Genomic DNA, 18,572 nt, shown 5'->3' with positions numbered 1-18,572 from the left:
CAGGTACTACGCTGCATTCATAATCAGCGCAGTACCTGTGGGAGCGGGCTTGCCCGCGAATGGCCTTGATAGGGTCTACTTGACCGGCCCCAGGTTTGCCTCGCTCATATCCAGCTCCCCCAGCACCTGCCGCACCACCTCATCCCCCACCTCGTGCTGGCGATGCAGGTTATACAGCTCCAGCCGCTGCGCCCGCAGCGCACGCAAGCGCAAACGCCGCTCCAGCAAGTCCATCTGTTCGGCCAGCGCCTTCGCCTCGGCACTGTCGTTATAGCTGTCCAGCTCATCCCGGTACTCCGCCATTAACCGCGCCTTCAGCTCGGTTGCCAGTGTCGCCTGCGCGGCGTCCTGCGGGGCATTGCTGTCGATCACCTCTTCAGCCTCCAGGGCGTGGATCGCCGCCTCGGCCGTACGCCGCCAGGCCTCCTGCACCTCCTGGTGCAAGCGCTCGTCTGCGCTCTTGGTTACCCCGCGCAACAAGAACGGCAGCGCGATACAGGCGCTTATCAGCGACAACAAGATCACCCCTGCGGCAATGAAGATGAGCAGGTCACGTTCCGGGAAGGCCTTGCCCGCCCCTATCAACAACGGAATAGACATCACACCGGCCAAGGTAACGGCACCGCGAACGCCACCCAGCGTCAGCAACCAGCAGGAGCGCGCCGTGGGCATCAGCACCAGCGCGGGCTTGCCGCGCCAGCGGCGGACCACGCCAATCGACCGCCAGATGCTCTGTACCCAGATGAACCGCAGCAAGATCAGCGCAGCAAAGATCGCTACTACATCCAGGCAACGGTAGGCCAGGGTCGGCCAAACAGTGGGTTCGTGGCTGACCACGGCCTTGATGATGTCCGGCAATTGCAGGCCCAGCAGCAGGAAGATCAGCCCATTGAAGGCGAACTCCAGCAGTGACCACACACTGCGGTTGAGCAGCCGCGTGCTGGTCTGCCGTGGCAACAGGTCGAGCCAGCTTTGCATCATGCCGGCCGCCACCGCCGAAAGGATGCCCGATACGCCCAGGCGCTCTGCCAATACATAAGCGGCAAACGGCAGCAGCAACATGAACACGACGTGGGTGGCCGGATCATCCCAGCCGCGGGCGATCATCCAGGCACGCAGGCGGCCGATCAGCCAGCTCAGGGCGACACCCACCGCCAGGCCGCCCAACGCCACCAGAATAAAGGTGAAGCTCGCATCAGCCAGCGAGAACACCCCGGTGATTGCCGCCACCAGGGCAAACTTGAAGGTCACCAGGCCAGACGCATCGTTCATCAGCGCCTCGCCTTGCAACATGTGCATCAGCGGCGTGGGCAGGCGGTCCTGGGTGATGGCCGACACGGCCACAGCATCGGTGGGTGACAGTACTGCCGCCAGGGCAAAGGCCACCGGCAGCGGGATGCTCGGCAACAACCAGTGAATGAAGTAACCGGCTCCGACCACGGTGAACAACACCAACCCTACGGCCAATGCCACCACCGGCCCACGGATTCGCCACAACTCACGCTTGGGGATGCGCCAGCCGTCGGCAAACAGCAGCGGCGGCAAGAACAGGAACAGGAACAATTCGGGGTCCAGGGCCACATGCAGGCCCAATGTCGGCCAGGCCAGCAAGGCACCGGCGGCAATCTGCACCAACGGCAAGGGCAGCGGCACCATGCGGCCAACCAGCTTCGACAGGCTGACCAGCGTCAGCAGGATGAGGACGGTGTAAGCGGACTGCATCCGGGAAAGCTTCCTTTGTGAACCAGAAACGATAGCAGGGCGAAACATCGCCATTGAAACAATATGTTAGCGGCGAGCGGCGGTTTGGGGCCGCTGCACGATAGTCGCAGGTCGCCCTGGAATATGTAACATGATGATACCTCGGTAGATCGGAGATCGAGCGCCGCGTGGGCGGCGCTCGATCTCCGACACACTGTAAGGCTCAAGACAAGCACACCCGTGGCGCTCACAGGTTCGTTCCCGCATAATCCCGCGACTGACATTCGGAAAACGGAGAGATTGGGGCAACCTGTGACCCCAATGCACACAATGACCTACACGCTCTACGGCATCAAAGCCTGTGACACCATGAAAAAGGCGCGTACCTGGCTCGAAGACAAGGCCATCGCCTACGAATTCCACGACTACAAGACCCAAGGCATCGACCGTGACAGCCTGAACCGCTGGTGCGACGAACACGGCTGGGAAGTCATCCTCAACCGTGCTGGCACCACCTTCCGCAAGCTGGACGACATCAGCAAGGCCGACCTCGACCAGGCCAAGGCCGTCGAGCTGATGCTGGCCCAGCCGTCGATGATCAAACGCCCGGTGCTGGACCTTGGCGCGCGTACCCTGGTCGGTTTCAAGCCCGACCTGTACGCCGCTGCCCTGGCCTGAGCCCCTCCCCTATTTCGCACGAGGTAATCACATGTCCAATACCCTGTTCAGCCTGGCCTTCGGTGTCGGCTCCCAGAACCGCCAGGGCGCCTGGCTTGAAGTGTTCTACGCACAACCCCTGCTCAACCCGAGCGCCGAACTGGTCGCTGCTGTAGCCCCGGTGCTGGGCTATGAAGGTGGCAACCAGGCCATCGCTTTCAGCAACGCCCAGGCCGCGCAACTGGCCGAAGCCCTGAAAGGCGTTGACGCGGCCCAGGCCGCCCTGCTGACCCGCCTGGCCGAGAGCCACAAGCCGCTGGTCGCCACCCTGCTGGCCGAAGACGCTGCCCTGACCTCCACCCCAGAGGCCTACCTGAAGCTGCACCTGCTGTCGCACCGCCTGGTCAAGCCGCACGGTGTGAGCCTGGCCGGTATCTTCCCGCTGCTGCCGAACGTGGCCTGGACCAACCAGGGCGCGGTCGATCTGGCCGAACTGGCCGAGCTGCAACTGGAAGCGCGCCTGAAGGGCGAGCTGCTGGAAGTGTTCTCGGTGGACAAGTTCCCGAAAATGACCGACTACGTGGTCCCTGCCGGCGTGCGTATCGCCGACACCGCCCGTGTGCGCCTAGGCGCCTACATCGGCGAAGGCACCACCATCATGCACGAAGGCTTCGTCAACTTTAACGCTGGCACCGAAGGCCCTGGCATGATCGAAGGCCGCGTGTCCGCTGGCGTATTCGTTGGCAAGGGCTCGGACCTGGGCGGCGGTTGCTCGACCATGGGCACCCTGTCCGGTGGCGGCAACATCGTCATCAAGGTGGGTGAAGGCTGCCTGATCGGCGCCAACGCCGGTATCGGCATTCCGCTGGGCGACCGCAACACCGTCGAAGCCGGCCTGTACATCACCGCGGGCACCAAGGTGAACCTGCTGGACGAGAACAACGAGCTGGTCAAAGTGGTCAAGGCCCGCGACCTGGCTGGCCAGACCGACCTGCTGTTCCGCCGCAACTCGCTGAACGGCGCCGTGGAGTGCAAGACCCACAAGTCGGCCATCGAGCTGAACGAAGCGCTGCACGCCCACAACTGAGAACCTTCCCGGGTTTGAGGTGTTAAGATCGGGTCTGGCGCCACCGCGCCAGACCCGATTTTCATTCCAGGCCCCGTGAACATGTTCCAGCCCTCCCCCTGGCGTGCCGACTTCCCCGCCATCGCCGCCCTGCAACGGCAGCACCAGACCTACCTGGACAGTGCCGCCACCACCCAGAAGCCGCAAGCCCTGCTTGACGCCCTGAGCCATTATTACGGCCATGGCGCGGCCAACGTGCACCGTGCCCAGCACTTGCCCGGCGCACTGGCAACCCAGGCGTTCGAGACCAGCCGCGACAAGGTCGCCGCCTGGCTGAATGCCGCGGACTCCCGGCAGATCGTGTTCACCCACGGCGCCACCTCGGCGCTGAACCTTCTGGCCTACGGCCTGGAACATCGCTTCGAAGCCGGTGACGAAATCGCCGTCAGCGCGCTGGAGCACCATGCCAACCTGCTGCCCTGGCAACAGCTGGCGCGTCGGCGCAACCTGCGCCTTGTGGTGCTGCCGCTGGATACCCAAGGCCGCATCGACCTGGAGCAGGCGCTGCAACTGATCGGCCCCCGCACCCGGGTGCTGGCGGTCAGCCAGCTGTCCAACGTGCTGGGCACCTGGCAGCCACTGCCGGCGCTACTGGCCCATGCCCGCGCCCAGGGCACACTGACCGTGGTCGACGGTGCCCAGGGGGTGGTGCATGGTCGCCATGATGTGCAGCACCTGGGTTGCGACTTCTATGTGTTCTCCAGCCACAAACTGTATGGCCCGGACGGGGTTGGCGTGCTGTATGGCCGCCCTCAGGCACTGGAACTGTTGCGCCACTGGCAGTTCGGGGGCGAGATGGTGCAACTGGCCGAGTACCAGAGCGCCAGCTTCCGCCCGGCCCCGCTGGGCTTCGAGGCGGGTACACCGCCAATCGCCGGGGTGATTGGTCTGGGCGCAACCCTGGACTATCTGGCCAGCCTCGACGCCCAGGCGCTCGAAGCCCACGAAACCAGCCTGCACCAGCACCTGCTCCGTGGGCTGGCCGACCGCGAGGGCGTGCGGGTGCTCGGTGCGCCACAGGCGGCCTTGGCCAGCTTCGTTATCGAGGGGGTGCACAATGCCGATATCGCCCACCTGCTCACCGAGCAAGGCATTGCCGTACGAGCCGGGCACCATTGCGCCATGCCACTACTGAAAGGCTTGGGCCTTGAAGGCGCAATTCGAGTGTCGCTGGGCGTGTACAACGACAGCGATGACCTTCAGCGCTTCTTCGCTGCGCTGGATCAGTGCCTGGAGCTGCTGCGATGAGCATGCCGGAGCAAGCACGTCTGGCGCTGGAGGCTTTTGAACAGGGCAAGGGTTGGGAACAGCGGGCGCGGCTGCTGATGCAGTGGGGAGAGCGGCTGGAACCGCTGGATGATGCCGAGAAGACCGACGCCAACCGGGTGCATGGCTGCGAAAGCCTGGTTTGGCTGGTGGCCGAGCACGTTGACGGGCTTTGGCGGTTCAAGGCCAGTAGCGATGCGCGCTTATTACGCGGCTTGCTGGCGTTGTTGCTGGTGCGAGTGCAAGGCTTGCCCAGTGAAGAGCTGGTTGGGCTCGACTTGCGCGATTGGTTCACCCAGCTGGGGTTGGAGCGTCAGCTGTCGCCATCGCGCAGTAATGGGCTACATGCAGTGCTGCAGCGGATGGCGGAGTTGGCGTCCAACCGCTAAATCGGCGCTGGCTTCTTCGCGGGCGAGCCCGCGAAGAAGCCAGCGCAATTTATTCAGCTTTGACCCGCTCCGAAGGCCGCCGCGCACCGGCCACCAGCTTCTCGATCGCCTTGCTCGCCGCCACCATGCCAAAGGTCGCGGTCACCATCATCACCGCACCAAAGCCACCCGAGCAGTCCAGCCGCACCCCCTCACCCACGAAACTCTTCTGCAGACAAACGCTGCCATCGCCCTTGGGGTAGCGCAGCTGTTCGCTGGAGAACACGCATGGCACGCCATAGTTGCGGCTGACATTGCGCGAGAAGTTGTAATCGCGACGCAAGGTGGAACGCACCCGCGAAGCCAGCGGGTCGTTGAAGGTCTTGTTCAGGTCGGCAATCTGGATTTGCGTGGGGTCGATCTGCCCACCGGCACCCCCGGTGGTGACGATGGCGATCTTGCGCCGACGGCACCAGGCGATCAGCGCCGCCTTGGCCATGACGCTGTCGATACAGTCGATCACGCAGTCGAGGTTTTCGGTAATGTACTCAACCATGGTCTCGCGGGTAACGAAGTCGGCCACCGCATGCACCGTGCACGCCGGGTTGATCGCCCGCAGGCGCTCGGCCATGACCTCGACCTTGGGCCGCCCCACCTGGCCTTCCAGGGCATGGGCCTGGCGGTTGGTGTTGCTGACGCACACATCGTCCAGGTCGAACAGGGTGATTTCCCCTACGCCGCTGCGGGCCAGCGCTTCAGCCACCCACGAGCCTACCCCGCCAATCCCGACCACAGCCACGTGGGCCTGGCCCAGGCGCTGCAGCCCTTGGTCGCCGTATAACCGGGCAACGCCGGCGAAGCGTGGATCTTCTGTGCTCATCTTCATACCCCAAAAAACCGGCGCGCATTATAAGCCAGCCGGCCCATCGCCTGCATCGTTAGGAAAGACACTGCCAACCCTGCTTTAATGTCCTATCACTTCGACACAAATGGACGACAATGTCTTCACGTAAATTTGGCCTGAACCTGGTCGTGGTCCTGGCCATCGCCGCGTTGTTCACCGGGTTCTGGGCACTGATCAACCGCCCGGTTTCCGCCCCCGCCTGGCCAGAGCAGATCTCTGGCTTTTCGTATTCGCCGTTCCGCCTGGGTGAAAGCCCGCAAAAAGGCCAGTACCCCACGGACGACGAGATGCGCCAGGACCTGGAGCAGTTGAGCAAACTGACCGACAGCATCCGCATCTACACCGTGGAGGGCACCCAGGCCGACATCCCGCGCCTGGCCGAGGAGTTCGGCCTGCGGGTGACGCTGGGCATCTGGATCAGCCCGGACCTGGAACGCAACGAGCGCGAAATCGCCACCGCCATCCAGTTGGCCAACACCTCTCGCAGTGTGGTGCGGGTCGTGGTCGGCAACGAGGCGCTGTTCCGTGAAGAGGTTACCCCGGAAAACCTCATCAAGTACCTGGACCGGGTGCGTGCAGCGGTGAAGGTGCCCGTGACCACCAGTGAGCAATGGCACATCTGGAAGGAAAACCCGGAAATTGCCAAGCACGTCGACCTGATTGCTGCGCACATCCTGCCCTACTGGGAGTTCGTGCCAATGAAGGATTCGGTCGAGTTCGTGCTCGACCGTGCCCGTGAACTGCGGCACCAGTTCCCGCGTAAACCCCTGCTGCTGTCAGAGGTCGGCTGGCCGAGCAACGGCCGCATGCGCGGAGGTGCCGATGCCACCCAGGCCGACCAGGCCATCTACCTGCGAACGCTGGTCAACACCCTCAACCGCCGTGGCTATAACTACTTCGTCATCGAAGCCTATGACCAGCCGTGGAAGGCCAGCGATGAAGGCTCGGTAGGGGCCTACTGGGGCGTGTACAACGCCGAGCGCCAGCAAAAGTTCAACTTCGACGGCCCGGTGGTGGCGATCCCGCAGTGGCGTGCTTTGGCCGTGGCGTCGGTCGTGCTGGCCATGATCGCCCTGATGGTGCTGTTCATCGACGGCTCGGCCCTGCGTCAGCGCGGCCGCACCTTCCTCACCTTCATCACCTTCCTGTGCGGGTCGGTGCTGGTGTGGATCGCCTACGACTACAGCCAGCAATACAGCACCTGGTTCAGCCTGACCGTGGGCGTGCTGCTGGCCCTTGGCGCGCTGGGCGTGTTCATTGTGCTGCTGACCGAAGCCCACGAACTGGCCGAGGCGGTATGGATACACAAGCGCCGCCGCGAATTCCTGCCGGTGCAGGCCGACAGCGCTTACCGGCCCAAGGTGTCGGTGCATGTGCCGTGCTACAACGAGCCACCCGAGATGGTCAAGCAGACCCTCGATGCCCTGGCCGCACTGGACTACCCCGACTACGAAGTGCTGGTGATCGACAACAACACCAAGGACCCAGCCGTATGGGAGCCGCTGAAGGCCCACTGCGAGAAGCTCGGCGAGCGCTTCAAGTTCTTCCACGTCGCGCCCCTGGCCGGTTTCAAGGGTGGCGCGCTGAACTACCTGATCCCGCACACCGCCAAGGACGCCGAAGTGATCGCGGTGATCGACTCGGACTACTGCGTCGACCGCAACTGGCTCAAGCACATGGTGCCGCACTTCGCCGACCCGAAAATTGCCGTGGTGCAGTCGCCGCAGGACTACCGCGACCAGCACGAAAGCGCGTTCAAGAAGCTGTGCTACAGCGAGTACAAGGGCTTTTTCCACATTGGCATGGTCACCCGCAACGACCGTGACGCGATCATCCAGCACGGCACCATGACCATGACCCGGCGCACGGTGCTAGAAGAGCTGGGCTGGGCCGAATGGTGCATCTGCGAAGACGCCGAACTGGGCCTGCGTGTGTTCGAAAAAGGCCTGTCGGCGGCCTACGCCCACAACAGCTACGGCAAGGGCCTGATGCCTGACACCTTCATCGACTTCAAGAAGCAACGCTTCCGCTGGGCCTATGGCGCCATCCAGATCATCAAGCACCACGCCAGCGCCCTGCTGCGCGGCAAGGACAGCGAGCTGACCCGGGGCCAGCGTTATCACTTCCTGGCCGGCTGGTTGCCATGGATCGCCGATGGCATGAACATCTTCTTCACCATCGGCGCGCTGCTGTGGTCGGCGGCGATGATCATCGTCCCGCACCGCGTGGACCCGCCGCTGATGATCTTCGCAATCCCGCCGCTGGCGCTGTTCTTCTTCAAGGTGGGCAAGATCATCTTCCTGTATCGCCGTGCAGTAGGCGTGAACTTGAAAGACGCCTTCGCCGCAGCGCTGGCTGGCCTGGCGCTGTCGCACACCATCGCCAAGGCGGTGCTGTACGGGTTCTTCACCAGCAGCATGCCGTTCTTCCGCACACCGAAGAATGCCGACAGCCATGGGTTGCTGGTGGCGCTTTCCGAAGCGCGCGAAGAGCTGTTCATCATGTTGCTGCTGTGGGGCGCGGCGCTGGGCATCTACCTGGTGCAGGGGCTGCCGAGTTCGGACATGCGCTTCTGGGTGGCGATGCTGCTGGTACAGTCATTGCCGTATGTCGCGGCGTTGGTGATGGCCTTGCTGTCTTCGCTGCCCAAGCCGGTGGAAAAGGCTGCGGAACCGCAACAAGCTTGAGACTAGTGGGGCCGCAAAGCGGCCCCACTGGACTGTCTGTTTGATATAAGATAACGCCCCTCAGATTTCCCCGCCTTGCCTTGCCCCGGAGTCCCCCATGACGGCCCCTGCCGAGCTCTCGCCTACCCTTCAACTGGCCTGCGACCTGATCCGTCGCCCCTCGGTCACCCCCGTCGACGCCGATTGCCAGGCGCAGATGATGAACCGTCTAGGCGCTGTGGGCTTCCAGCTGGAGCCGATGCGCATTGAAGACGTCGACAATTTCTGGGCCACCCACGGCACCCAGGAGGGCCCGGTGCTGTGCTTTGCCGGCCACACCGACGTGGTGCCGACCGGCCCGGTGCAGCAATGGCAGCATGAACCGTTCGAAGCGCTGATCGACGCCGACGGCATGCTCTGCGGCCGTGGCGCTGCCGACATGAAGGGCAGCCTGGCCTGCATGGTGATCGCCAGCGAGCGCTTCGTGCACGACTACCCGAACCACCGTGGCAAGGTCGCCTTCCTGATCACCAGCGACGAGGAAGGCCCGGCTCACCACGGCACCAAGGCGGTGGTCGAACGCCTGAAAGCGCGCAACGAACGCCTGGACTGGTGCATCGTCGGCGAACCCTCCAGCACCACCCTGCTGGGTGACGTGGTCAAGAACGGCCGTCGCGGTTCGCTGGGTGCCAAACTGACCGTGCGCGGCAAGCAAGGCCACGTGGCCTACCCGCACCTGGCACGCAACCCGATCCACCTGGCCGCCCCGGCCCTGGCGGAGCTGGCAGCCGAGCACTGGGACGAAGGCAACGCGTTCTTCCCGCCGACCAGCTTCCAGATCTCCAACCTCAATTCCGGCACCGGCGCCACCAACGTGGTCCCGGGCGAGCTGACTGCACTGTTCAACTTCCGCTTCTCTACCGAGTCCACCGTCGAAGGCCTGCAGGCGCGCGTCTCGGCGATTCTCGACAAGCATGAACTGGACTGGTCGATCGACTGGGCGCTGTCTGGCCTGCCATTCCTCACCGAACCGGGCGAACTGCTGGACGCTGTGGCGGCCAGCATCAAGGGCGTCACCGGCCGCGACACCCAGCCGTCCACCAGCGGCGGTACCTCCGATGGCCGCTTCATCGCCACCATGGGTACGCAGGTGGTCGAGCTGGGCCCGGTCAACGCCACCATTCACCAGGTGGACGAGCGGATTCTGGCCAGCGACCTCGACCTGCTGACCGAAATCTACTACCAGACCCTGGTCCGGTTGCTCGCCTGATGCTCGCCTGTCCCCTTTGCCAGGCGCCGCTGAGCCGGCTCGACAACGGTGTGGTGTGCCCGGCCGGCCACCACTTCGACCGCGCCCGCCAGGGTTACCTGAACCTGCTGCCGGTACAGCACAAGAACAGCCGCGACCCGGGTGACAACCAGGCCATGGTCGAGGCCCGTCGCGACTTCCTCGATGCCGGGCACTATGCCCCGGTGGCCAGTCGCCTGGCCGAGCTTGCCGCCGAGCGCCAGCCCGGCGCCTGGCTGGACATCGGCTGCGGCGAGGGTTACTACACCGCACAGATCGCCCAGGCCCTGCCGGCCGCCGACGGTTACGCGCTGGACATTTCCCGCGAGGCGGTCAAGCGTGCCTGCCGTCGTGCACCGGAAGTCACCTGGATGGTCGCCAGCATGGCCCGCGTGCCCCTGGCCGACGCCAGTTGCCAGTTCATCGCCAGTGTATTCAGCCCACTGGACTGGGCCGAGGCCAAGCGCCTGCTCAGCCCCGGCGGCGGCCTGATGCGGGTCGGCCCTACCAGCGGCCACCTGATGGAACTGCGCGAAGTGCTCTACGATGAAGTACGCCCTTACGCCGACGACAAACACCTGGTCCTGGTCCCCGACGGGATGGCCCATGCCCACAGCGAAACCCTTGAGTTCCGCCTGAGCCTGGCCGAACCCAAGGCCCGCGCCGACCTGCTGGCCATGACCCCGCACGGCTGGCGCGCCAGCGCCGAAAAACGCGCGCGGGTCATCGACCAGGCCGAGCCGTTCGAGGTTACGGTTTCCATGCGTTATGACTATTTCGTGCGCCAAGACTGAGCACACCCGGAGCCCTTATGCGCCAACCTGATATCGAGATCTACCTGAAGGACGCCGACGTCGACCACAAGCAGATTGCCGAGTGGCTCGCCCAGGCAATCGGCCCGTGCAGCGAATGGAAGCAGAAAGGTCATACCTTCAAATGCCAGGCCGGTAACATTCCGGTCACCTGGTTACCCAAGGCTGTAGGGAAATGGAACAGCCTGTACCTGGAAAGCGACCAGACGCCATGGGCGGATGATGTCGCCTGTGCCCGCGCCGCCTTCGCCGCACTGGGTGTGGAAGTGCGCTGTGCGCCGGGTGGCTGGGTGGAGGAAGACGGGGAAGAAGATGCCGACCGCTGGGTCCGCATCAGCGCCGACGGTGAAGAGGAAATCACCTGGCGTACTTCTTGAGCAGCAAGCTACAAGAGGGATCGCATCAGGCTGCAAGTACACGGTCACTTGCAGCTTGAGGCTTACAGCTTGAGGCTCAGAGCCCTACTACGTCTTCGGCTTGCAGGCCTTTCTGGCCCTGCACGCAGGCGTATTCCACGCGCTGCCCTTCGACCAGGGTACGATGCCCCTCACCGCGGATCGCCCGATAGTGGACGAATACATCCGCTCCACCTTCGCGCTGAATGAAGCCATAACCCTTGGCATCGTTGAACCACTTTACATTCCCAGTCTCACGAGACGACATCTGAACTACTCCGGATTTTTATTGTGAAGATCGCCTTGTAGGCATGAGCTCACGGCCCCGTGCCAACGCCGCTTGCCGAAATATCCTGCAAGTGGCAGGCCGAGTATATGACACAGAACAAAAAAAATTGATGACGGTCCCGCAGTTGGCCGATTTTTGCTGAACTTACGCCGATACGGCAGACTAATTAGCTGGATACTCACCTGAACATCACACCCAGGGCACACACCCCATGACCCGTTCCCCCCTGCACCGCCTGATCTTCGGCGGCCTGCGTCGCCTGTTGTACCTGTGGGTGCGCTCCGAGACCATCAACCAGTCGTCCATGTCCCTCAACCTCGACCGCAGCCGGCCGGTGTTCTATGCGCTGCCGTCGCCCGCGCTCACCGACCTGGCCGTGCTCGACCACGAATGCACCAAAGCGGGGCTGCCGCGCCCGGTATTGCCGGTAGCCGTGGGCCCACTGCAGGAGCCGGCCGGGTTCTTCTACCTCACCCCCGACCCGGACTGGCTGGGCCGCCAGGACAAACGCGGCGCGCCACCAACGCTTGAGCGCCTGGTCGCTGCCGTCACCCAGCATGCCGAGGAAGATGCGCAGATCATTCCCGTCAGTGTGTTCTGGGGCCAGACCCCGGCCAGTGAATCCAGCCCGTGGAAGCTGCTGTTCGCCGACAGCTGGGCGGTTACCGGGCGCCTGCGCCGGCTGCTGACCGTATTGATTCTGGGGCGCAAGACCCGGGTGCAGTTCTCCGCGCCTATCCACCTGCGCGAACTGGTGCAGCACAACAAGGGGCACGAGCGCACCGTGCGCATGGCCCAACGCCTGATGCGCGTGCATTTTCGCAACCTCAAGACGGCGGTCATCGGCCCGGACATCTCGCACCGGCGCAACCTGGTCAAAGGCCTGGTGCACGCACCGCAGGTGCGCCAGGCCATCGTCGACGAGGCGCAGCGCGAAAACCTGCCACTGGCCAAGGCCGAAGCCCAGGCGCTGCGCTACGGCAACGAGATCGCCTCGGACTACACCTACACCGCCATCCGCTTCCTTGAAGTGGTGCTGAGCTGGTTCTGGAACAAGATCTACGACGGCATCAAGGTCAACCACATCGAGCACGTGCAGGGCATCGCCCCCGGCCACGAAGTGATCTACGTGCCGTGCCACCGCAGCCACATCGACTACCTGCTGCTGTCATACCTGCTGTTCCGCAACGGCCTCACCCCGCCGCACGTGGCCGCGGGCATCAACCTCAACATGCCGGTAGTGGGCAACCTGCTGCGCCGTGGCGGTGCGTTCTTCATGCGCCGCACGTTCAAGGGCAACCCGCTGTACACCGCCGTGTTCAACGAGTACCTGCACACCCTGTACACCAAGGGTTTCCCGGTCGAGTACTTCGTTGAAGGCGGTCGCTCGCGCACCGGGCGCATGCTGCAACCACGTACCGGGATGCTGGCCATTACCCTACGCAGTTTCCTGCGCTCGTCGCGCACGCCGATCGTATTCGTGCCGGTGTACATCGGCTACGAGCGCGTACTCGAAGGCCGCACCTACCTGGGCGAACTGCGCGGCGCCAGCAAGAAGAAGGAGTCGGTGTTCGACATTTTCAAGGTGTTTGGCGCGCTCAAGCAGCGCTTTGGCCAGGTTTACGTCAACTTCGGCGAGCCGATCCGCCTGGCCGGCTTCCTCGACGAACAACAGCCCGGCTGGCGTGAGCAAGACCATGGCCCGCAGTACCGCCCGGAATGGCTCAACGCTGCCACCACCCGCCTGGGTGAAACCGTGGCCCGTCATCTGAACGAGGCGGCTGCCATCAACCCGGTCAACCTGGTGGCCCTGGCGCTGCTGTCCACCAGCCGCATGGCCCTGGACGAACGTGCCCTGACCCGCGTACTGGACCTGTACCTGGCGCTGCTGCGCCAAGTGCCTTACTCGCCCCATACCACCCTGCCCGACGGCGACGGCCAGGCACTGATCGAACATGTGCGCAGCATGAACCTGGTGGCCGAACAGAAGGACGCCCTGGGCCGCATCCTGTACCTGGATGAAGGCAATGCGGTCCTGATGACCTACTACCGCAACAACGTGCTGCACATCTTCGCCCTGCCGGCGCTGCTGGCCAGCTTCTTCCTCAGCAGCTCGCGCATGAGCCGCGAATTGCTGGGCCAGTATGTACAGGCGCTGTACCCGTACCTGCAGGCCGAACTGTTCTTGCGCTGGACGCCAGAGCAGCTGGAGGAAGTGATCGACCAGTGGCTGGCCGCGCTGGTGGAGCAAGGCCTGCTGCGTCTGGACGGCGAGGTGTATGTACGCCCGGCGCCCAGCTCGCGGCAGTTCGTGTTGCTGACCCTGCTCGCCCGCACCATCACCCAGACCCTGCAGCGCTTCTACATGGCCACTTCGCTGCTGCTCAACAACGGGCAGAACAGCCTCAGCGCCGAGGCGCTGGAGGACCTGTGCGTGATGATGGCCCAACGCCTGTCGATCCTGCATGGCCTGAATGCACCGGAGTTCTTCGACAAAACGCTGTTCCGCCACTTCATCCAGACCCTGCTTGAGCAAGGCGTGCTGCATGCCGACGCTCAAGGCAAGCTGGGTTACCACGACAAGCTCGGCGAACTGGCCGAGGGCGTGGCCAAGCGTGTGCTGTCTGCGGAGCTACGCCTGTCGATCCGCCAAGTGGCCCTGCACCGTGACGATGGCCTGGAAACTTCGACCCTCTAACGCTTTATCTGCCGGGAAAATCCGCTAAAGTCCCTGGGGTTGGCCACAAGCCAACGCCAAGGACACCGGAGACTCCATGAAAAAACTCTTTATGCTGTGTTGCGCATCACTGCTCGCAGCCTGTTCCAGCCAAACCCCATCCACCCAGGCCAGCCTGGACGGTGAAGTCTTCTACCTGCAACGTATTGCCCTGCCACCTGCCGCTACCCTAAGCGTGGAACTGCAGGATGTTTCGCTGATGGACGCCCCTGCCGTGACCCTGGCCCGCCAGGCCGGCCCGGTCAAAGGCAACGTGCCGCTGCCGTTCCACCTCACCTACGACCCTGCGCAAGTCAAGCCCGGCCACCGCTACTCGGTGAGTGCGCGCATCGAGCTGGATGGCAAACTGCTGTTTATCAGTACCGAGCACCATGGTGTGACGCTCGACGGCAGCGACCCGAAATCTGTACGCATCAAGGTCGACCCGGTTCGCTGATACCCGCCTCTATCTGTTTACAAGGAAAGCTTCATGATCCGCACCTCCCTGCGTTTCACCACCCTGTGCGCCGGCCTGCTGCTGTCGGCCAGTGCCCTGGCCCTGTCGCTGGGTGACCTGACCCAGAAAGACGCCACCGGCGGCCTGAAAGATGCCCTGACCCAAGGCGCGCAACTGGCCGTCAAGCAACTGAGCACCCCGGGCGGTTTCAGCAACAACCCGGACGTGCGCATCGAATTGCCGGGCAACCTGGGCAAAGCCGCCAAGGCAATGAAAATGTTCGGCAAAGGTGAACAGGTCGAAGCCCTGGAAACCAGCATGAACAAGGCCGCCGAAGCTGCCGTGCCGCAGGCCCAGGCAATTCTGGTGGATGCTGTGAAGAACATGAGCGTGACCGATGCCAAAGGCATCCTCAGCGGCGGTGACGACTCGGCCACCCAGTACCTGAACAAGAGCAGCCGCGAGCAGATCCGCGCCAAGTTCCTGCCGATTGTGAAGCAAGCTACCGACAAGGTTGGCGTGGCGCAGCAGTACAATGCCTTTGCCGCACAGGCCAAAGGCCTTGGGCTGGTCAAAGATGACGCCAACATCGAGAACTACGTGACCGAGAAGGCGCTGGATGGCCTGTTCGAGATGATCGGCAAGCAGGAGCAGAGCATTCGCCAGAACCCGGCCCAGGCAGCTACCAGCCTGGCCAAGAAGGTATTCGGCGCCCTGTGATAGCCCCGGGGGCTGCTTTGCAGCCCTCTCGCGACGCAAGGCCGCTCCTACACCGGAACGCGATACTTCATGGGTATGCGATCGTCTGTAGGAGCGGCCTTGTGTTGCGAAAGGAGGGCAAAGCCCTCCCCTGCGGTCTTCAGGTTTTCTTCACCCTGAACCACGCCGCATACAACGCCGGCAGGAACAATAGGGTCAACACCGTGGCCACGATCAACCCCCCCATGATCGCCACCGCCATCGGCCCGTAGAACACGCTACGTGACAACGGAATCATCGCCAGCACCGCCGCCAGCGCGGTCAGCACAATCGGGCGGAAGCGCCGCACCGTGGCTTCGATGATTGCCTGCCAGCGCTCCATGCCCGCTGCGATGTCCTGCTCGATCTGGTCCACCAGAATCACCGAGTTGCGCATGATCATCCCCGCCAGGGCAATGGTGCCGAGCATGGCGACAAAGCCGAACGGCTGGCGGAACACCAGCAGGAACAGGGTGACGCCAATCAGCCCAAGCGGCGCGGTGAGGAACACCATCACCGTGCGCGAGAAGCTGCGCAGCTGGATCATCAGCAAACTCAGCACCACCACCACGAACAGCGGCATGCCGGCGTTGACCGACTTCTGACCGCGCTCGGAGTCCTCTACCGTGCCGCCGACCTCCAGCAGGTAGCCATCCGGCAGCTTGGCGCGGATGTCACGCAGGGTAGGCTCGATCTGCTTCACCAGCGTGGCCGGTTGCTCCTTGTCGTAGATATCGGCACGCACGGTCACGGTCGGCAAGCGGTTGCGGTGCCAGATAATGCCCTCCTCGAAGCCGTATTCCAGGGTGGCTACCTGCGACAGCGCCACGCTCTGGCCGTTATCGGTGGGCAATGCCAGGCTACCGAGGTTGCCCAGTTCGCCGCGTTCCTGTTGTGTACCGCGCAGCAGAATCTCGATCAGTTCGTTGTCTTCGCGGTACTGGCTGACCGTAGTACCGGTTAGCGAGCTTTGCAGGAAGCTGGACAAGTGCGCGGTGCTCACGCCCAGGGCACGGGCGCGGTCCTGGTCAATCTCCAGGAACACCGCCTTGCTCGGTTCTTCCCAGTCCAGGTGCACGTTGACCACATGCGGGTTCTCCCGCACCTTGTCAGCCACTTCACGCGCCAGCGCGCGGGCCTTCTCGATGTGTTCGCCGGTCACCCGGAACTGCACCGGGTAGCCCACGGGCGGGCCGTTTTCCAGGCGCGTAACGCGGGCGCGCAGGTCGGGGAATTGCTGGTCCACGGTGCTGATCAACCAGCTGCGCAGGCGCTCGCGGTCATCCATCGACTTGGCCAGCACCACGAACTGGGCAAAGCTGGCGGCCGGCAACTGCTGGTCCAGCGGCAGGTAGAAGCGTGGCGAGCCAGTGCCTACATAGGCCACGTAGTTGTCGATACCGTCCTGCTGCTTGAGCAGCGCCTCCAACTGTTTGACCCGCTCGGCGGTATTGGTCAGCGAGGCCCCTTCAGCCAGCTTCAGGTCAACCATCAGTTCCGGGCGCCCGGAGGCCGGGAAGAACTGCTGGGGCACAAAACGGAACAGCAGGATGCTGCCGACAAAGGCGGCGATGGTCAGCAGAATCACGGTCTTGCGCCGCCGCACGCACCACTCCACCACTCGCCGCACACGCTGGTAGAACGGCGTGGTGTAAGGGTCTGGCGCGTGGCCGTCCTTGCCGTGGCGTGCGGCATGCAACTTGGCCAGATCTGGCAGCAGGCGCTCGCCCAGGTAAGGCACGAACACCACCGCCGCCACCCATGAAGTCAGCAGGGCGATGGTCACCACCTGGAAGATCGAGCGGGTGTATTCGCCGGTGCTGGACGCAGCCGTGGCGATGGGCAGGAAGCCCGCTGCGGTAATCAGGGTGCCGGTGAGCATCGGGAAGGCAGTACTGCTCCAGGCATAGCTGGCCGCCTTGAGGCGGTCGTAGCCCTGCTCCATCTTGATCGCCATCATCTCTACCGCAATGATCGCATCGTCCACCAGCAAGCCCAGCGCCAACACCAAAGCGCCGAGGGAGATCTTGTGCAGGCCGATGCCGAAGTAATGCATGGCGGCGAAGGTCATGGCCAGCACCAGCGGGATGGCCAGCGCCACCACCAGGCCGGTGCGCAGGCCCAGCGAGAAGAAGCTCACCAGCAGGACGATGACCAGGGCCTCGACCAACACCTGCACGAACTCACCCACGCCGGCCTTGACCGCCGCTGGCTGGTCCGACACCTTGCGCAGCTCCATGCCGGCCGGCAGGCTGCGCGCCAGGCGCTCGAATTCGCCTTCCAAGGCCTTGCCCAGCACCAGAATGTCGCCGCCGTCCTTCATCGACACGGCCAGGCCAATGGCATCCTCACCCATGAAGCGCATGCGCGGCGCGGGCGGGTCGTTGAAGCCGCGGTGCACTTCGGCGACATCGCCGATGCGGAAGGTGCGGTCACCCACGCGGATGGGGAACTGGCGAATCTGCTCGACACTGTCGAAGCGCCCGCTCACCCGCAGTTGCAGGCGCTCGCTGGGTGTTTCGAAGAAGCCGGCGGTGCTCACCGCGTTCTGCTCCTGTAGGGCCTGTTGCACCGCCTGCAGTGGCACGCCAAGGGTGGCCAGCTTGAGGTTGGACAGCTCGATCCAGATTTTCTCATCCTGCAGGCCGACCAGCTCGACCTTGCCCACATCCTTGACCCGCTGCAGCTGGATCTGGATGCGATCGGCGTAATCCTTGAGCACCGCGTAGTCGAAGCCCTCACCGGTCAGCGCATAGATGTTACCGAAGGTGGTGCCGAACTCGTCGTTGAAGAACGGGCCCTGGATTTCCGGTGGCAAGGTGTGACGGATGTCCGCGACCTTCTTGCGGATCTGGTACCACAGCTCGGGGATGTCCTTGGAATGCAGCGAGTCGCGGGCCATGAAGGTGACCTGCGATTCGCCGGGGCGTGAAAACGAGACGATCCTCTCGTACTCGCCGGTTTCCATCAGCTTCTTCTCGATGCGCTCGGTAACCTGGCGCGACACTTCCTCGGCGCTGGCACCGTGCCACAGGGTACGGATGACCATGGCCTTGAAAGTGAACGGCGGGTCTTCGCTCTGGCCCAGCTTGGTGTAGGACATGGCGCCAATGGCCGCCAGCAGGATCATCAGGAACAGGACGATCTGGCGGTTGCGCAGCGCCCATGCAGAAAGGTTGAAACCCATCG

Annotated in this window: 15 protein-coding genes; 11 read left to right on the top strand and 4 right to left on the bottom strand. The window is 63.7% G+C overall.

Annotated elements, in window-relative coordinates:
* Positions 1-75: 75 nt before the first annotated feature.
* The gene (locus ACF8MI_RS09830; protein WP_104834099.1) at positions 76-1,722 is read right to left on the bottom strand and encodes a Na+/H+ antiporter; all 1,647 of its coding nucleotides are present in this window, start codon (positions 1,720-1,722) and stop codon (positions 76-78) included.
* Positions 1,723-2,031: 309 nt separating this feature from the next.
* Here ACF8MI_RS09830 and ACF8MI_RS09825 point away from each other — a divergent pair, with 309 nt between their 5' ends.
* The 4 genes from ACF8MI_RS09825 to ACF8MI_RS09810 all read left to right on the top strand — a co-directional run bounded on the left by ACF8MI_RS09825 (position 2,032) and on the right by ACF8MI_RS09810 (position 5,139).
* Entirely contained in the window at positions 2,032-2,379 is a 348-nt protein-coding gene (locus ACF8MI_RS09825) for an ArsC family reductase (RefSeq protein ID WP_060497331.1), read from the top strand.
* Positions 2,380-2,410: 31 nt separating this feature from the next.
* Positions 2,411-3,445, top strand: a complete 1,035-nt coding sequence (gene dapD, locus ACF8MI_RS09820; protein ID WP_060497332.1) for a 2,3,4,5-tetrahydropyridine-2,6-dicarboxylate N-succinyltransferase — start codon at positions 2,411-2,413, stop codon at positions 3,443-3,445.
* An 81-nt stretch (positions 3,446-3,526) separates the two neighbouring features.
* Positions 3,527-4,732, top strand: a complete 1,206-nt coding sequence (locus ACF8MI_RS09815) for a cysteine desulfurase (RefSeq protein WP_060497333.1) — start codon at positions 3,527-3,529, stop codon at positions 4,730-4,732.
* The gene (locus ACF8MI_RS09810) at positions 4,729-5,139 is read left to right on the top strand and encodes a SufE family protein (RefSeq protein ID WP_200928749.1); all 411 of its coding nucleotides are present in this window, start codon (positions 4,729-4,731) and stop codon (positions 5,137-5,139) included. The genes ACF8MI_RS09815 and ACF8MI_RS09810 overlap by 4 nt, the downstream gene beginning before the upstream one ends.
* A gap of 49 nt (positions 5,140-5,188) precedes the next feature.
* Here ACF8MI_RS09810 and tcdA read toward each other — a convergent pair whose 3' ends face one another.
* Positions 5,189-5,998 (bottom strand): tRNA cyclic N6-threonylcarbamoyladenosine(37) synthase TcdA, encoded by an 810-nt coding sequence (gene tcdA, locus ACF8MI_RS09805; RefSeq protein ID WP_164524974.1) that lies wholly within the window; start codon positions 5,996-5,998, stop codon positions 5,189-5,191.
* A 119-nt stretch (positions 5,999-6,117) separates the two neighbouring features.
* On the opposite strand from tcdA, the gene ACF8MI_RS09800 reads away from it, so the two are divergent.
* From ACF8MI_RS09800 to ACF8MI_RS09785, 4 genes are all read left to right on the top strand, one after another.
* Entirely contained in the window at positions 6,118-8,709 is a 2,592-nt protein-coding gene (locus ACF8MI_RS09800; RefSeq protein WP_060497336.1) for a glycosyltransferase, read from the top strand.
* 97 nt (positions 8,710-8,806) lie between these two features.
* Positions 8,807-9,958, top strand: coding sequence for a succinyl-diaminopimelate desuccinylase (dapE, locus tag ACF8MI_RS09795; RefSeq protein ID WP_060497337.1), 1,152 nt, complete (start codon positions 8,807-8,809; stop codon positions 9,956-9,958).
* Positions 9,958-10,770 (top strand): putative RNA methyltransferase, encoded by an 813-nt coding sequence (locus tag ACF8MI_RS09790; RefSeq protein WP_060497338.1) that lies wholly within the window; start codon positions 9,958-9,960, stop codon positions 10,768-10,770. The genes dapE and ACF8MI_RS09790 overlap by 1 nt, the downstream gene beginning before the upstream one ends.
* A 17-nt stretch (positions 10,771-10,787) precedes the next feature.
* Positions 10,788-11,165 (top strand): hypothetical protein, encoded by a 378-nt coding sequence (locus ACF8MI_RS09785; RefSeq protein ID WP_016712948.1) that lies wholly within the window; start codon positions 10,788-10,790, stop codon positions 11,163-11,165.
* Between the two features lie 76 nt (positions 11,166-11,241).
* On the opposite strand, the gene ACF8MI_RS09780 is transcribed toward ACF8MI_RS09785, so the two are convergent.
* Positions 11,242-11,451: a cold-shock protein gene (locus tag ACF8MI_RS09780; protein ID WP_003252255.1), complete on the bottom strand. Its 210-nt coding sequence runs from the start codon at positions 11,449-11,451 to the stop codon at positions 11,242-11,244.
* Positions 11,452-11,683: 232 nt separating this feature from the next.
* On the opposite strand from ACF8MI_RS09780, the gene plsB reads away from it, so the two are divergent.
* The 3 genes from plsB to ACF8MI_RS09765 all read left to right on the top strand — a co-directional run bounded on the left by plsB (position 11,684) and on the right by ACF8MI_RS09765 (position 15,365).
* Positions 11,684-14,170, top strand: a complete 2,487-nt coding sequence (plsB, locus tag ACF8MI_RS09775; protein WP_060497339.1) for a glycerol-3-phosphate 1-O-acyltransferase PlsB — start codon at positions 11,684-11,686, stop codon at positions 14,168-14,170.
* A gap of 76 nt (positions 14,171-14,246) precedes the next feature.
* The gene (locus ACF8MI_RS09770) at positions 14,247-14,645 is read left to right on the top strand and encodes a YbaY family lipoprotein (RefSeq protein WP_060497340.1); all 399 of its coding nucleotides are present in this window, start codon (positions 14,247-14,249) and stop codon (positions 14,643-14,645) included.
* Between the two features lie 33 nt (positions 14,646-14,678).
* Positions 14,679-15,365: a DUF4197 domain-containing protein gene (locus ACF8MI_RS09765; RefSeq protein WP_060497341.1), complete on the top strand. Its 687-nt coding sequence runs from the start codon at positions 14,679-14,681 to the stop codon at positions 15,363-15,365.
* A 139-nt stretch (positions 15,366-15,504) separates the two neighbouring features.
* Here ACF8MI_RS09765 and ACF8MI_RS09760 read toward each other — a convergent pair whose 3' ends face one another.
* Positions 15,505-18,570: an efflux RND transporter permease subunit gene (locus ACF8MI_RS09760; protein ID WP_104834096.1), complete on the bottom strand. Its 3,066-nt coding sequence runs from the start codon at positions 18,568-18,570 to the stop codon at positions 15,505-15,507.
* Between the last annotated feature and the right edge of the window lie 2 nt (positions 18,571-18,572).

This window comes from Pseudomonas sp. yb_9 (genome assembly GCF_043103635.1).
Taxonomy (GTDB): domain Bacteria; phylum Pseudomonadota; class Gammaproteobacteria; order Pseudomonadales; family Pseudomonadaceae; genus Aquipseudomonas; species Aquipseudomonas monteilii.
The sequence above is the reverse complement of the archived record's forward strand: the minus strand, read 5'-3'. Positions and strand labels throughout refer to the sequence as shown.

Excerpts from the sequence above, each read along its gene's own strand:
- ACF8MI_RS09790 (WP_060497338.1), top strand. The coding sequence starts at position 9,958 with ATGCTCGCCTGTCCCCTTTGCCAGGCGCCGCTGAGCCGGCTCGACAAC.
- tcdA (WP_164524974.1), bottom strand. The coding sequence starts at position 5,998 with ATGAGCACAGAAGATCCACGCTTCGCCGGCGTTGCCCGGTTATACGGC.
- ACF8MI_RS09815 (WP_060497333.1), top strand. The coding sequence starts at position 3,527 with ATGTTCCAGCCCTCCCCCTGGCGTGCCGACTTCCCCGCCATCGCCGCC.
- dapD (WP_060497332.1), top strand. The coding sequence starts at position 2,411 with ATGTCCAATACCCTGTTCAGCCTGGCCTTCGGTGTCGGCTCCCAGAAC.
- ACF8MI_RS09810 (WP_200928749.1), top strand. The coding sequence starts at position 4,729 with ATGAGCATGCCGGAGCAAGCACGTCTGGCGCTGGAGGCTTTTGAACAG.
- ACF8MI_RS09760 (WP_104834096.1), bottom strand. The coding sequence starts at position 18,570 with ATGGGTTTCAACCTTTCTGCATGGGCGCTGCGCAACCGCCAGATCGTC.
- ACF8MI_RS09830 (WP_104834099.1), bottom strand. The coding sequence starts at position 1,722 with ATGCAGTCCGCTTACACCGTCCTCATCCTGCTGACGCTGGTCAGCCTG.
- ACF8MI_RS09785 (WP_016712948.1), top strand. The coding sequence starts at position 10,788 with ATGCGCCAACCTGATATCGAGATCTACCTGAAGGACGCCGACGTCGAC.
- ACF8MI_RS09765 (WP_060497341.1), top strand. The coding sequence starts at position 14,679 with ATGATCCGCACCTCCCTGCGTTTCACCACCCTGTGCGCCGGCCTGCTG.
- plsB (WP_060497339.1), top strand. The coding sequence starts at position 11,684 with ATGACCCGTTCCCCCCTGCACCGCCTGATCTTCGGCGGCCTGCGTCGC.
- dapE (WP_060497337.1), top strand. The coding sequence starts at position 8,807 with ATGACGGCCCCTGCCGAGCTCTCGCCTACCCTTCAACTGGCCTGCGAC.
- ACF8MI_RS09770 (WP_060497340.1), top strand. The coding sequence starts at position 14,247 with ATGAAAAAACTCTTTATGCTGTGTTGCGCATCACTGCTCGCAGCCTGT.
- ACF8MI_RS09825 (WP_060497331.1), top strand. The coding sequence starts at position 2,032 with ATGACCTACACGCTCTACGGCATCAAAGCCTGTGACACCATGAAAAAG.
- ACF8MI_RS09800 (WP_060497336.1), top strand. The coding sequence starts at position 6,118 with ATGTCTTCACGTAAATTTGGCCTGAACCTGGTCGTGGTCCTGGCCATC.
- ACF8MI_RS09780 (WP_003252255.1), bottom strand. The coding sequence starts at position 11,451 with ATGTCGTCTCGTGAGACTGGGAATGTAAAGTGGTTCAACGATGCCAAG.